Genomic DNA, 13,825 nt, shown 5'->3' on the forward strand with positions numbered 1-13,825 from the left:
CTTCATTCTCTACGTTGACCGAAAGCGACCGAGACCATGACAGCGGACACCGCTATTTATATCCCGCCTTACAAGGCTGACGACCAGGATGTGGTTGTCGAACTGAACAACAAATTTGGCCCCGAGGCGTTCGTCGCCCAGGAAACCCGCACCGGCATGCCGGTGCTTTGGGTTACCCGCGCCAAACTCAAGGAAGTGCTGAGTTTCCTGCGCAATGTTGCCAAGCCGTACAGCATGCTCTACGACCTGCACGGTGTTGACGAGCGTCTACGCACCCAGCGTCGCGGCCTGCCTGGCGCTGACTTCAGCGTGTTCTACCACCTGCTGTCGGTGGAGCGAAACAGTGACGTGATGATCAAGGTTGCCTTGACCGAAGGCGATCTGAACCTGCCGACCGTGACCGGTATCTGGCCGAACGCCAACTGGTACGAGCGCGAAGTCTGGGACATGTTCGGCATCGACTTTGCCGGCCACCCGCACCTCACCCGCATCATGATGCCACCCACCTGGGAAGGTCACCCGCTGCGCAAGGACTATCCGGCGCGCGCGACCGAGTTCGATCCGTACAGCCTGACCCTGGCCAAGCAGCAGCTCGAGGAAGAAGCGGCGCGCTTCAACCCTGAAGCCTGGGGCATGAAACGTCACGGCGCGAACGAGGACTACATGTTCCTCAACCTGGGCCCGAACCACCCTTCGGCTCACGGTGCCTTCCGTATCGTTCTGCAGCTGGACGGTGAAGAAATCGTCGACTGCGTCCCGGACATCGGCTACCACCACCGTGGTGCCGAAAAAATGGCCGAGCGTCAGTCCTGGCACAGCTTCATTCCCTACACCGACCGTATCGACTACCTCGGCGGGGTAATGAACAACCTGCCGTACGTGCTCGCGGTCGAGAAGCTGGCCGGTATCCAGGTACCGCAAAAGGTCGACGTGATCCGTATCATGCTGGCCGAGTTCTTCCGTATCACCAGCCACCTGCTGTTCCTGGGTACTTACATCCAGGACGTTGGCGCCATGACCCCTGTGTTCTTCACCTTCACCGACCGTCAACGGGCCTACACCGTGATCGAAGCCATTACCGGCTTCCGTCTGCATCCGGCCTGGTACCGCATCGGCGGTGTTGCCCACGACCTGCCGCGCGGCTGGGACAAACTGGTGAAGGATTTCGTCGAATGGCTGCCAAAGCGCCTCGACGAATACACCAAGGCTGCCCTGCAGAACAGCATCCTCAAGGGTCGTACCATCGGCGTCGCCCAGTACAACACCAAGGAAGCCCTCGAATGGGGCGTTACAGGTGCTGGCCTGCGTTCCACCGGCCTGGACTTCGACCTGCGTAAAGCCCGCCCTTACTCCGGCTACGAGAACTTCGAGTTCGAAGTACCGCTGGCCCACAACGGCGATGCCTACGATCGCTGCATGGTCCGTGTCGAAGAGATGCGCCAGAGTATCCGCATCATCGACCAGTGCCTGCGCAACATGCCGGAAGGCCCGTACAAGGCGGATCACCCGCTGACCACGCCGCCGCCGAAAGAGCGCACGCTGCAGCACATCGAAACCCTGATCACTCACTTCCTGCAGGTTTCGTGGGGCCCGGTCATGCCGGCCAACGAATCCTTCCAGATGATCGAGGCGACCAAGGGCATCAACAGTTACTACCTGACGAGCGACGGCGGCACCATGAGCTACCGCACCCGGATTCGCACCCCGAGCTACCCGCACCTGCAGCAGATCCCTTCGGTGATCCGCGGCAGCATGGTCGCGGACCTCATTGCGTACCTGGGCAGTATCGACTTCGTTATGGCTGACGTGGACCGCTAAGCATGAATAACACGCTTATCCAAACCGACCGTTTCGCCCTGAGCGAAACCGAGCGCTCGGCCATCGAGCACGAGATGCATCACTACGAGGACCCGCGCGCGGCGTCCATCGAAGCCCTGAAGATCGTTCAGAAGGAACGTGGCTGGGTGCCGGACGGCGCCATCTATGCCATCGGCGAAGTGCTCGGCATTCCTGCCAGCGACGTCGAAGGCGTGGCTACCTTCTATAGTCAGATCTTCCGTCAGCCGGTTGGCCGGCACATCATCCGCGTTTGCGACAGCATGGTCTGCTACATCGGTGGCCACGAATCCGTGGTCAGCCAGATTCAGAACGAGCTGGGTATTGGCCTGGGCCAGACGACCGCCGACGGCCGCTTCACCCTGCTGCCGGTGTGCTGCCTGGGCAACTGCGACAAGGCTCCGGCACTGATGATCGACGACGACACCTTTGGTGATGTCCAGCCTGCTGGCGTCTCCAAGTTGCTGGAGGGTTACGTATGACCATCACTTCCTTCGGCCCGGCCAACCGCATTGCGCGCAGCGCCGAGACCCATCCGCTGACCTGGCGTCTGCGCGACGACGGCGAACCTGTGTGGCTCGACGAGTACCAGGCCAAGGACGGCTACAGCGCCGCCCGCAAGGCCCTGGCCCAGATGTCCCAGGACGATATCGTCCAGACCGTGAAAGACGCCGGCCTCAAGGGTCGCGGCGGTGCGGGCTTCCCGACAGGGGTCAAATGGGGCCTGATGCCCAAAGACGAATCCATGAACATCCGCTACCTGCTGTGCAACGCGGATGAAATGGAACCCAACACCTGGAAAGACCGCATGCTGATGGAGCAACAGCCCCATCTGCTGGTCGAAGGCATGCTGATCAGTGCCCGTGCACTGAAGGCCTACCGTGGTTATATCTTCCTGCGTGGCGAATACACCACCGCGGCGACGAACCTCAACCGCGCCATCGATGAAGCCAAGGCCGCAGGTCTGCTGGGCAAGAACATCCTTGGCAGCGGCTTTGACTTCGAGTTGTTCGTCCACACCGGTGCCGGCCGCTACATCTGCGGCGAAGAAACTGCACTGATCAACTCCCTGGAAGGTCGTCGCGCCAACCCGCGCTCCAAGCCGCCCTTCCCTGCTGCCGTGGGCGTATGGGGCAAGCCGACCTGCGTGAACAACGTCGAGACCCTGTGCAACGTACCGGCAATCGTCGGTAATGGCGTTGACTGGTACAAGTCGCTGGCACGCGAAGGTTCAGAAGATCACGGCACCAAGCTGATGGGCTTCTCCGGCAAGGTCAAGAACCCTGGCCTGTGGGAACTGCCATTCGGCGTTACCGCCCGTGAACTGTTCGAAGACTACGCCGGCGGCATGCGCGACGGCTTCAAGCTCAAGTGCTGGCAGCCAGGCGGCGCCGGTACCGGCTTTTTGCTGCCCGAGCATCTCGATGCGCAAATGTATGCCGGTGGCATCGCCAAAGTCGGCACCCGTATGGGTACTGGCCTGGCCATGGCCGTGGACGACAGCGTCAACATGGTTTCGCTGCTGCGCAACATGGAAGAGTTCTTTGCCCGCGAATCCTGCGGCTGGTGCACCCCATGCCGTGACGGCCTGCCGTGGAGCGTGAAGATGCTTCGTTCCCTCGAGAAAGGCCAAGGCAAGGCAGAAGACATCGAGACCCTGCTGGGTCTGGTCAACTTCCTCGGCCCAGGCCGCACCTTCTGCGCTCACGCGCCAGGTGCCGTCGAGCCGCTGGGCAGTGCCATCAAGTATTTCCGTCCGGAGTTCGAGGCCGGCGTCGCGCCTGTTACAGGCAGCGAAGCCCTGCGCCCGAACCTGGCCAAGCCGATTGTCGTCGGCGCATAACAAATGAAATGCGGGTGGTCCGTGCCATCCGCTGCTTCGACGGCTCGCCAGGTAATGCCTGTGCGGGCTGCAAGCACACAGATTTCCATTAGCCACGCCCGCAGACGCGGGCCAACGAAGAACTTTGAACCATGGCCACTATCCACGTAGACGGCAGAGCGCTCGAAGTCAACGGTGCAGACAACCTGTTACAGGCTTGTCTGTCGCTCGGCCTCGACATCCCCTATTTTTGCTGGCACCCGGCGCTCGGTAGCGTCGGCGCCTGCCGCCAGTGCGCGGTCAAGCAGTACACCGACGAAAACGACACCCGCGGTCGTATCGTCATGTCTTGCATGACCCCTGCCACTGATGGCACCTGGATTTCCATCGATGACGACGAGTCCAAGGCGTTTCGCGCCAGTGTCGTTGAATGGCTGATGACCAACCACCCGCACGACTGCCCGGTCTGTGAGGAAGGCGGTCATTGCCACCTGCAAGACATGACGGTAATGACCGGCCACAACGAGCGCCGTTACCGTTTCACCAAACGTACCCACCAGAACCAGGAGCTCGGCCCGTTCATCGCTCACGAGATGAACCGCTGCATCGCCTGCTACCGTTGCGTGCGTTACTACAAGGACTATGCCGGCGGTACCGACCTGGGCGTATACGGTGCCCACGACAACGTCTATTTCGGTCGTGTTGAAGACGGCGTCCTCGAGAGCGAGTTCTCCGGCAACCTCACCGAGGTCTGCCCTACCGGTGTGTTCACCGACAAGACTCACTCCGAGCGCTACAACCGTAAGTGGGACATGCAGTTTGCACCGAGCATCTGCCACGGCTGCTCCAGCGGTTGCAACATCAGCCCGGGCGAGCGTTATGGCGAACTGCGTCGGATCGAAAACCGCTTCAACGGTTCGGTCAACCAATACTTCCTGTGCGACCGCGGCCGTTTTGGCTATGGCTACGTCAACCGTGAAGACCGCCCACGCCAGCCGCTGCTCGCCAATGGCAGCAAGCTGAGCCTGGACGCTGCGCTGGATAAAGCTGCAGACATGCTCCGCGGTCGCAACATCGTGGGCATCGGCTCGCCGCGCGCCAGCCTGGAAAGCAACTACGGCCTGCGTGAACTGGTGGGTGCCGAGCACTTCTACTCGGGTATGGAAGCCGGTGAACTGGCCCGTGTACGCCTGGCCCTGCAAGTACTGAACGACAGCCCGCTGCCAGTTCCGACCCTGCGCGACATGGAAGACCATGACGCGGTGTTCGTCCTCGGTGAAGACCTCACCCAGACCGCCGCCCGCGTTGCCCTGGCACTGCGCCAGTCGGTCAAGGGCAAGGCCGAAGCCATGGCCGAGGCCATGCGCGTTCAGCCTTGGCTCGACGCCGCGGTGAAAAACATCGGCCAACACGCCATGTACCCGCTGTTCATCGCCAGCCTTGCCGAAACTAAGCTCGATGACGTCGCTGAAGAATGCGTACACGCAGCACCAGACGACTTGGCTCGTATCGGTTTCGCCGTCGCCCACGCCATCGACCCAAGCGCCCCTGCCGTGGACGGCCTGGACGCAGAAGCCCTGGCCCTGGCCAAGCGTATTGCCGATGCCCTGGTTGCTGCCAATCGCCCACTGGTGGTTGCCGGTACCTCGCTGGCCTCCAGCGCGCTGATCGAAGCTGCCGCCAACATCGCCAAGGCCCTGAAGCTGCGTGAGAAGAATGGCTCGCTGAGCCTGGTCGTGCCTGAGGCCAACAGCCTCGGTATGGCCATGCTCGGTGGCGATTCACTCGATGCCGCCCTGGACGCAGTGATTTCCGGCAAGGCCGACGCCATCGTCGTCCTCGAAAACGATCTGTACAGCCGCGTTCCGGCTGCCAAGGTCGACGCTGCCCTGGCTGCGGCCAAAGTGGTGATCGTCGCTGACCACCAGAAGACGCGCACGGTAGACCGCGCTCACCTGGTGCTGCCAGCAGCCAGCTTTGCTGAAGGCGACGGTACTCTGGTCAGCCTCGAAGGCCGTGCCCAGCGGTTCTTCCAGGTTTTCGATCCTACGTACCTGGACAGCAGCATCCTGGTTCATGAAGGCTGGCGCTGGATGCACGCGCTGCGTGCCACCCTGCTCAACAAGCCTGTGGACTGGACCCAGTTGGACCACGTCACCGCCGCCTGCGCCGCTGCCGCTCCACAGTTGACCGGCATCGTCAACGCCGCACCGTCCGCTTCGTTCCGCATCAAAGGCATGAAGATTGCCCGTGAGCCACTGCGTTACTCCGGTCGTACCGCGATGCGTGCCAACATCAGTGTGCACGAGCCACGCACCCCGCAGGACAAAGACACCGCGTTCGCCTTCTCCATGGAAGGCTACTCGGGCTCGGCCGAACCTCGCTCGCAAGTACCGTTCGCCTGGTCTCCGGGCTGGAACTCGCCACAAGCCTGGAACAAGTTCCAGGATGAGGTCGGAGGTCACCTGCGCGCAGGCGACCCAGGCACTCGCCTGATCGAAAGCCAGGGCGACAAGCTCAACTGGTTCGCCAATGTACCGGCAGCGTTCTCTCCAGCCCGTGGTACCTGGCAGGTCGTGCCGTTCTACCACCTGTTCGGCAGCGAAGAGAATTCCTCGCGCGCCGCACCGGTACAAGAACGCATTCCACAGGCCTACGTCGGCCTGGCCAAGTCCGAAGCCGACCGCCTGGGCGTCAACGAGGGTGCAATGCTCAGTTTGAACGTGGCTGGCCAGACCCTGCGTCTGCCATTGCGTATCAATGAAGAACTGGGCGCAGGCCTGGTTGCCCTGCCCAAAGGCCTGGCCGGCATTCCACCAGCCATCTTCGGTGCATCCGTCGAAGGTCTGCAGGAGGCAGCACAATGACTTGGTTCACCCCTGAAGTGATCGATGTGATCATCACCGTCATCAAGGCCATTGTGGTCTTGCTGGCCGTGGTGGTCTGCGGTGCGCTGCTCAGCTTCGTCGAGCGGCGCCTGCTGGGCTGGTGGCAGGACCGTTACGGTCCGAACCGTGTAGGTCCGTTCGGTATGTTCCAGATTGCTGCCGACATGCTGAAGATGTTCTTCAAGGAGGACTGGAACCCACCCTTCGTCGACAAAATGATCTTCACCCTGGCGCCGGTCGTGGCCATGAGTGCCTTGCTGATCGCCTTTGCAATCATCCCGATCACCCCGACCTGGGGTGTCGCGGACTTGAACATCGGTCTGCTGTTCTTCTTCGCCATGGCCGGACTGTCGGTGTATGCGGTGCTGTTCGCCGGTTGGTCGTCGAACAACAAATACGCCCTGCTGGGCAGCCTGCGGGCCTCGGCGCAGACCGTGTCGTACGAAGTGTTCATGGGTCTGGCGCTGATGGGTATCGTCGCCCAGGTCGGCTCGTTCAACATGCGCGATATCGTTGACTATCAGGCCCAGAACCTGTGGTTCATCATTCCGCAGTTCTTCGGCTTCTGCACCTTCTTCATCGCAGGCGTCGCCGTGACTCACCGTCACCCATTCGACCAGCCTGAAGCGGAACAAGAACTGGCCGACGGTTACCACATTGAATATGCCGGCATGAAGTGGGGCATGTTCTTCGTCGGTGAGTACATCGGCATCATCCTCATCTCGGCGCTGCTGGTAACACTGTTCTTCGGTGGCTGGCACGGTCCATTCGGCATCCTGCCGCAAGTACCGTTCCTGTGGTTCGCCCTGAAGACCGCGTTCTTCATCGTCCTGTTCATCCTGCTGCGTGCCTCTATTCCGCGCCCGCGCTATGACCAGGTGATGGACTTCAGCTGGAAGTTCTGCCTGCCGCTGACCCTGATCAATTTGCTGGTGACCGCTGCGATCGTGTTGCTCAACACGCCAGCTGTTGCGGCCCAGTGAGGATTTGACCCATGTTCAAGTATATTGGCGACATCGTTAAAGGCACTGGCACCCAGCTGCGCAGCCTGGTGATGGTGTTCTCTCACGGTTTTCGCAAACGTGACACCCTGCAGTACCCCGAAGAGCCGGTCTACCTGCCGCCACGCTACCGTGGCCGCATCGTCCTGACCCGCGATCCGGATGGCGAAGAGCGTTGTGTAGCTTGCAACCTGTGTGCCGTGGCTTGCCCGGTAGGTTGCATTTCGCTGCAGAAAGCCGAAACAGAAGACGGTCGTTGGTACCCGGAGTTCTTCCGCATCAACTTCTCGCGTTGCATCTTCTGCGGCCTCTGCGAGGAAGCCTGCCCGACCACCGCAATCCAGCTCACGCCGGATTTCGAAATGGCCGAGTTCAAGCGTCAGGATCTGGTTTACGAGAAAGAAGATCTGCTGATCTCCGGCCCCGGCAAGAACCCTGACTACAACTTCTACCGTGTTGCAGGTATGGCCGTTGCCGGCAAGCCGAAAGGCGCCGCACAGAACGAAGCCGAGCCGATCAACGTGAAGAGCTTGCTCCCTTAAGGAAGAAAGATGGAATTCGCTTTCTATTTCGCATCCGGTGTCGCTGTGGTGTCTACCCTACGGGTAATCACTAACACCAACCCCGTGCACGCCCTGCTCTACCTGATCATTTCGCTGATCTCCGTAGCGATGACCTTCTTCGCTCTCGGTGCCCCGTTTGCCGGTGTGCTGGAAGTAATCGCCTACGCTGGCGCCATCATGGTGCTGTTCGTCTTCGTGGTGATGATGCTCAACCTGGGTCCGGCGTCGGTCGCCCAGGAACGAGGCTGGCTCAAGCCGGGTATCTGGCTCGGTCCAGTGGTCCTGGCCGCGCTGCTGCTGCTCGAGTTGCTGTATGTGCTGTTCAGCAACCAGAGCGGTGCCAGCATCGGTCACACCACCGTCGACGCCAAGGCTGTCGGTATCAGCTTGTATGGTCCTTACCTGCTAGTGGTGGAACTGGCCTCGATGCTGCTGCTTGCTGCAGCGGTAACGGCTTTCCACCTCGGCCGCAACGAGGCGAAGGAGTAATCACATGCCTGCAATTCCTCTCGAGCATGGCCTGGCAGTCGCCGGCATCCTGTTCTGCCTCGGCCTCGTCGGCCTGATGGTGCGCCGCAACATTCTTTTCGTGTTGATGAGCCTGGAAATCATGATGAACGCCTCGGCTTTGGCTTTCATCGTCGCGGGCAGCCGTTGGGCGCAGCCGGATGGACAGATCATGTTCATCCTGGTGATCAGCCTGGCAGCCGCTGAGGCCAGTATCGGCCTGGCGATCCTGCTTCAGCTGTATCGCCGCTTCCACACTCTCGACATCGATGCAGCCAGTGAGATGCGCGGATGAACCTTCTCTTTCTGACTTTCGTTTTCCCCCTGATCGGCTTCCTGCTGCTGTCGTTCTCGCGCGGACGGTTCTCGGAGAACCTGTCGGCGTTGATCGGTGTCGGTTCGATCGGCCTCTCGGCCATCGTCACCGCCTATGTGATCTGGCAGTTCAACGTCGCGCCGCCTGAAGGCGGTGCGTACAGCCAACTGCTGTGGCAGTGGATGTCGGTGGATGGCTTTGCGCCGAACTTCACCCTGTACCTGGACGGACTCTCGGTAACCATGCTTGGCGTGGTCGTCGGCGTGGGCTTCCTGATCCACCTGTTCGCCTCCTGGTACATGCGCGGTGAAGCGGGCTACTCGCGCTTCTTCGCCTACACCAACCTGTTCATTGCCAGCATGTTGTTCCTGATCCTGGGCGACAACCTGCTGTTCATCTACTTCGGTTGGGAAGGCGTAGGCCTGTGTTCGTACCTGTTGATCGGTTTCTACTACAGCAACCGCAACAACGGTAACGCCGCACTCAAAGCCTTCATCGTTACCCGTATCGGCGACGTGTTCATGGCCATCGGCCTGTTCATTCTGTTCCAGCAACTGGGCACCCTGAACGTTCAGGAACTGCTGGTGCTGGCACCGCAGAAGTTCCAGGCAGGTGATTTCTGGATGGTCCTGGCCACCCTGATGTTGCTCGGTGGTGCGGTGGGTAAATCTGCCCAGCTGCCACTGCAGACCTGGCTGGCAGACGCGATGGCCGGTCCTACCCCGGTTTCGGCACTGATCCACGCCGCAACCATGGTTACCGCCGGCGTCTACCTGATTGCTCGTACCCACGGCCTGTTTGCCCTGGCACCTGACGTACTGCACCTGGTCGGTGTGGTCGGCGGTGTGACCCTGGTGCTGGCGGGCTTCGCGGCCCTGGTCCAAACCGACATCAAACGTATCCTCGCCTACTCGACCATGAGCCAGATCGGCTACATGTTCCTGGCGCTGGGCGTTGGTGCCTGGGACGGCGCGATCTTCCACCTGATGACCCACGCCTTCTTCAAGGCCCTGCTGTTCCTTGCTTCCGGTGCGGTAATCGTTGCCTGCCACCACGAGCAGAACATCTTCAAAATGGGCGGTCTGTGGAAGAAGCTGCCGTTGGCCTATGCCAGCTTCATCGTCGGTGGTGCCGCTCTGGCTGCCCTGCCGTTGCTGACTGCCGGCTTCTACTCCAAGGACGAGATCCTCTGGGAAGCCTTCGCCAGCGGCAACAACGGTTTGCTCTACGCCGGCCTGGTCGGTGCGTTCATGACTTCGCTGTACACCTTCCGCCTGATCTTCATCGCCTTCCACGGCGAGGCCAAGACCGAAGCTCACGCCGGCCACGGGATTTCCCACTGGCTGCCACTGGGTGTGCTGATCGTGCTGTCGACCTTCATCGGTGCCTGGATTCATCCACCACTGGCGGGTGTTCTGCCGCAGAGCGTTGGCCACGCCGGTGGCGAAGCCAAGCACAGCCTGGAAATCGCCTCTGGCGCTATCGCCATCGCCGGTATCCTCCTGGCCGCGCTGCTGTTCCTGGGCAAGCGTCGCCTGGCAACCGCGATCGCCAATAGCGGCATCGGCCGCGTCCTCTCGGCCTGGTGGTTCGCTGCCTGGGGCTTCGACTGGATCTACGACAAGCTGTTCGTCAAACCTTACCTGTTGATCAGCCACATCCTGCGCAAGGATCCGGTTGACCGCAGCATTGGCCTGATTCCGCGTCTGGCAAAAGGCGGTCATGCCGCCATGAGCAAGACCGAAACCGGTCAGCTGCGCTGGTACACCGCTTCGATCGCCGTAGGTGCCGTGCTTGTACTTGGTGCCGTTGTTATGGCTGCGGTCTGATATGAACCTTGCGACTTTGCGAAAGGAATTGAGCCCGTCATGATTTTGCCTTGGCTGATCCTGATCCCCTTTATCGGCGGCCTGCTGTGCTGGCTGGGTGAGCGCTTCGGCGCCACCCTGCCGCGCTGGATTGCGCTGCTGACCATGTCCCTGCTGCTTGGTATCGGCCTCTGGCTGTGGGCCAACGGGGACTACACCCTCGCCCCTGTACCGGGCGCTGCGCCCGAGTGGGCGTTCGAATTCAAAGTACTGTGGATCGAACGCTTCGGCATCAGCCTGCACCTGGCCCTCGATGGCCTGTCGCTGCTGATGATCCTGCTCACCGGCTTGCTCGGTGTGCTCTCGGTATTGTGTTCCTGGAAAGAGATCCAGCGACACGTCGGCTTCTTCCACCTCAACCTGATGTGGATTCTGGGCGGCGTGGTCGGTGTGTTCCTGGCCCTGGACCTGTTTCTGTTCTTCTTCTTCTGGGAAATGATGCTGGTGCCGATGTATTTCCTCATCGCGCTCTGGGGTCATAGCTCCTCTGACGGCAAGAAGACCCGGATCTATGCAGCCACCAAGTTCTTCATCTTCACTCAGGCCAGCGGCCTGATCATGTTGGTGGCGATCCTGGGCCTGGTTCTGGTCAACTACAACAACACCGGCGTGATCACTTTCGATTACACCCAGTTGCTCAAGGCCGACCTGCCGGCTGGCACCGAATACCTGCTGATGCTTGGCTTCTTCATCGCCTTCGCGGTCAAGCTGCCGGTTGTCCCGTTCCACTCCTGGCTGCCTGATGCGCACGCCCAGGCGCCGACTGCAGGCTCCGTCGACCTCGCCGGTATCTTGCTGAAAACTGCGGCCTACGGCCTGCTGCGCTTTGCCCTGCCGCTGTTCCCGAATGCCTCGGCCGAGTTTGCACCGATTGCCATGACCCTGGGTCTGATCGGGATTTTCTACGGCGCGTTCCTGGCCTTCGCCCAGACCGACATCAAGCGTTTGATCGCCTTCTCCAGCGTCTCGCACATGGGCTTCGTGCTGATCGGTATCTACTCCGGCAGCCAGCAAGCACTGCAAGGTGCAGTCATCCAGATGCTGGCCCACGGTGTTTCGGCAGCGGCACTGTTTATCCTCAGCGGCCAGTTGTACGAGCGCCTGCACACCCGTGACATGCGCCAGATGGGCGGCCTGTGGCATCGCATTGCATACCTGCCGGCGATCAGCCTGTTCTTCGCTGCTGCGTCGCTCGGCCTGCCTGGCACCGGTAACTTCGTTGGCGAGTTCCTGATCCTGATCGGCAGCTTCGTCAGCGCGCCATGGATCACGGTTATCGCCACCTCGGGCCTGGTATTCGGTTCGGTCTACTCGCTGATCATGATTCACCGTGCCTACTTCGGTCCGGCGAAGTCGGACGAAGTCCTGGCGGGTCTGGATACTCGCGAAATGATCATGGTGCTGGGCCTGGCTGGCCTGCTGATCTTGCTGGGCGTCTACCCGCAGCCGTTCCTGGACACTTCCGCCGCCACCATGAGTGGTGTGCAGCAGTGGCTCGGCTCCGCTTTCACTCAACTCGCTTCGGCCCGGTAAGAGCGCTATGGACCTGACGATTCAACACTTTATTGCGCTTGCGCCGCTGCTGATTACCAGTATCACCATTGTCGTGGTGATGCTGGCCATCGCCTGGCGCCGCAATCATTCGCAAACCTTCCTGCTGTCGACCGTGGGCCTGAATCTGGCCTTGCTATCGATTATCCCGGCACTGAAGACCGCCCCCCTGGCAGTCACCCCACTGCTGACCATCGACAACTTCGCCTGCCTGTACATGGCGTTGATCCTGGTTGCCACCCTGGCGTGCGTAACCCTTGCCCATGCCTACCTGGGCGATGGCGGCAAAGGCTACCCAGGCAACCGTGAAGAACTGTACCTGCTGATTCTCCTGGCCGCCCTCGGTGGCCTGGTACTGGTCAGCGCGCAGCACCTGGCTGGCCTGTTCATTGGCCTTGAGTTGCTGTCGGTACCGGTCTATGGCCTGGTCGCCTATGCCTTCTTCAACAAGCGTTCGCTGGAAGCCGGCATCAAGTACATGGTGCTCTCGGCAGCAGGTTCGGCCTTCTTGCTGTTCGGCATGGCCCTGCTATATGCCGACGCTGGCAGCCTGAGCTTCGACGGTATTGGCAAAGCCCTGGCAACTACCAGTATGCCTAGCCTGCTGGCACAGCTGGGCTTGGCCATGATGCTGGTGGGCTTGGCATTCAAACTGTCGCTGGTGCCGTTCCACCTGTGGACCCCGGACGTCTACGAAGGCGCCCCTGCGCCAGTCGCTGCGTTCCTGGCCACCGCCAGCAAGGTTGCGGTGTTCGCCGTGGTGGTGCGCCTGTTCATGCTCTCCCCTGCGGCCAGTAGCGGCGTGCTGACCACCGTACTGTCGGTGATTGCCGTAGCATCGATCCTGATCGGTAACCTGCTGGCGCTGACTCAGAGCAACCTCAAGCGTCTGCTGGGTTACTCGTCGATCGCCCACTTCGGTTACCTGTTGATCGCCCTGGTGGCGAGCAAAGGTATGGCCGTCGAAGCCATTGGCGTGTACCTGGTCACTTACGTGATCACCAGCCTGGGCGCATTCGGTGTAATCACCCTGATGTCCTCGCCGTACAACGGCCGTGACGCTGATGCCCTGTACGAGTACCGCGGCCTGTTCTGGCGCCGTCCGTACCTGACGGCGGTACTGACCGTGATGATGCTGTCGCTGGCCGGTATCCCGCTGACTGCAGGCTTCATCGGCAAGTTCTACATCATCGCTACCGGCGTCGAGTCGCAGCTGTGGTGGCTGGTCGGTGCCCTGGTAATCGGCAGTGCCATCGGCGTGTTCTACTACCTGCGCGTGATGGTCACCCTGTTCCTGATCGAACCAAACCTGCGTCGTCACGATGCGCCGCTGAACTGGGAGCAGCGTACCGGTGGCGTCATGCTGCTGGCGATTGCGATCCTGGCCTTCGTGCTGGGTGTGTACCCGCAGCCATTGCTGGACATCGTTCAGCATGCCGGACTGCAGTTGATCGGCTGATCGACTTAGTTATA

11 protein-coding genes are annotated in these 13,825 nt (G+C 60.9%); all 11 read left to right on the forward strand.

From position 1 onward, the window contains the following. Nucleotides 1–36: 36 nt before the first annotated feature. The 11 genes from nuoC (at nucleotide 37) to nuoN (ending at nucleotide 13,811) form a co-directional block, all read left to right on the forward strand. Nucleotides 37–1,818, forward strand: coding sequence for an NADH-quinone oxidoreductase subunit C/D (gene nuoC, locus D3Z90_RS17260; protein WP_136477174.1), 1,782 nt, complete (start codon nucleotides 37–39; stop codon nucleotides 1,816–1,818). Between the two features lie 2 nt (nucleotides 1,819–1,820). After that, a complete protein-coding gene (nuoE, locus tag D3Z90_RS17265; RefSeq protein WP_136477175.1) occupies nucleotides 1,821–2,318 on the forward strand; it encodes an NADH-quinone oxidoreductase subunit NuoE in 498 nt (165 codons plus the stop codon). Beyond that, nucleotides 2,315–3,679: an NADH-quinone oxidoreductase subunit NuoF gene (gene nuoF, locus D3Z90_RS17270; RefSeq protein WP_136477176.1), complete on the forward strand. Its 1,365-nt coding sequence runs from the start codon at nucleotides 2,315–2,317 to the stop codon at nucleotides 3,677–3,679. The genes nuoE and nuoF overlap by 4 nt, the downstream gene beginning before the upstream one ends. Before the next feature lie 131 nt (nucleotides 3,680–3,810). Further along, the gene (gene nuoG, locus D3Z90_RS17275) at nucleotides 3,811–6,525 is read left to right on the forward strand and encodes an NADH-quinone oxidoreductase subunit NuoG (RefSeq protein WP_136477177.1); all 2,715 of its coding nucleotides are present in this window, start codon (nucleotides 3,811–3,813) and stop codon (nucleotides 6,523–6,525) included. Continuing rightward, nucleotides 6,522–7,529 (forward strand): NADH-quinone oxidoreductase subunit NuoH, encoded by a 1,008-nt coding sequence (gene nuoH / locus D3Z90_RS17280; RefSeq protein ID WP_136477178.1) that lies wholly within the window; start codon nucleotides 6,522–6,524, stop codon nucleotides 7,527–7,529. Before nuoG ends, nuoH begins: the two co-directional genes overlap by 4 nt. Nucleotides 7,530–7,540: 11 nt before the next feature. Then, nucleotides 7,541–8,089 (forward strand): NADH-quinone oxidoreductase subunit NuoI, encoded by a 549-nt coding sequence (nuoI, locus tag D3Z90_RS17285; RefSeq protein ID WP_009400993.1) that lies wholly within the window; start codon nucleotides 7,541–7,543, stop codon nucleotides 8,087–8,089. A 9-nt stretch (nucleotides 8,090–8,098) separates the two neighbouring features. Further along, a complete protein-coding gene (gene nuoJ / locus D3Z90_RS17290) occupies nucleotides 8,099–8,599 on the forward strand; it encodes an NADH-quinone oxidoreductase subunit J (protein WP_136477179.1) in 501 nt (166 codons plus the stop codon). Between the two features lie 4 nt (nucleotides 8,600–8,603). Further along, nucleotides 8,604–8,912: an NADH-quinone oxidoreductase subunit NuoK gene (gene nuoK, locus D3Z90_RS17295; RefSeq protein ID WP_028944232.1), complete on the forward strand. Its 309-nt coding sequence runs from the start codon at nucleotides 8,604–8,606 to the stop codon at nucleotides 8,910–8,912. Continuing rightward, the gene (gene nuoL, locus D3Z90_RS17300) at nucleotides 8,909–10,762 is read left to right on the forward strand and encodes an NADH-quinone oxidoreductase subunit L (protein ID WP_136477180.1); all 1,854 of its coding nucleotides are present in this window, start codon (nucleotides 8,909–8,911) and stop codon (nucleotides 10,760–10,762) included. The genes nuoK and nuoL overlap by 4 nt, the downstream gene beginning before the upstream one ends. 39 nt (nucleotides 10,763–10,801) lie before the next feature. Beyond that, nucleotides 10,802–12,334 (forward strand): NADH-quinone oxidoreductase subunit M, encoded by a 1,533-nt coding sequence (nuoM, locus tag D3Z90_RS17305; protein WP_136477181.1) that lies wholly within the window; start codon nucleotides 10,802–10,804, stop codon nucleotides 12,332–12,334. A 7-nt stretch (nucleotides 12,335–12,341) separates the two neighbouring features. Next, nucleotides 12,342–13,811: an NADH-quinone oxidoreductase subunit NuoN gene (nuoN, locus tag D3Z90_RS17310; protein ID WP_136477182.1), complete on the forward strand. Its 1,470-nt coding sequence runs from the start codon at nucleotides 12,342–12,344 to the stop codon at nucleotides 13,809–13,811. Nucleotides 13,812–13,825 lie beyond the last annotated feature (14 nt).

It is taken from the genome of Pseudomonas sp. DG56-2 (assembly GCF_004803755.1).
In the GTDB taxonomy this organism is placed as follows: domain Bacteria; phylum Pseudomonadota; class Gammaproteobacteria; order Pseudomonadales; family Pseudomonadaceae; genus Aquipseudomonas; species Aquipseudomonas auratipiscis.

Coding starts and splice junctions, on each gene's coding strand:
- nuoC (WP_136477174.1), top strand. CDS start 37: ATGACAGCGGACACCGCTATTTATATCCCGCCTTACAAGGCTGACGAC.
- nuoE (WP_136477175.1), top strand. CDS start 1,821: ATGAATAACACGCTTATCCAAACCGACCGTTTCGCCCTGAGCGAAACC.
- nuoF (WP_136477176.1), top strand. CDS start 2,315: ATGACCATCACTTCCTTCGGCCCGGCCAACCGCATTGCGCGCAGCGCC.
- nuoG (WP_136477177.1), top strand. CDS start 3,811: ATGGCCACTATCCACGTAGACGGCAGAGCGCTCGAAGTCAACGGTGCA.
- nuoH (WP_136477178.1), top strand. CDS start 6,522: ATGACTTGGTTCACCCCTGAAGTGATCGATGTGATCATCACCGTCATC.
- nuoI (WP_009400993.1), top strand. CDS start 7,541: ATGTTCAAGTATATTGGCGACATCGTTAAAGGCACTGGCACCCAGCTG.
- nuoJ (WP_136477179.1), top strand. CDS start 8,099: ATGGAATTCGCTTTCTATTTCGCATCCGGTGTCGCTGTGGTGTCTACC.
- nuoK (WP_028944232.1), top strand. CDS start 8,604: ATGCCTGCAATTCCTCTCGAGCATGGCCTGGCAGTCGCCGGCATCCTG.
- nuoL (WP_136477180.1), top strand. CDS start 8,909: ATGAACCTTCTCTTTCTGACTTTCGTTTTCCCCCTGATCGGCTTCCTG.
- nuoM (WP_136477181.1), top strand. CDS start 10,802: ATGATTTTGCCTTGGCTGATCCTGATCCCCTTTATCGGCGGCCTGCTG.
- nuoN (WP_136477182.1), top strand. CDS start 12,342: ATGGACCTGACGATTCAACACTTTATTGCGCTTGCGCCGCTGCTGATT.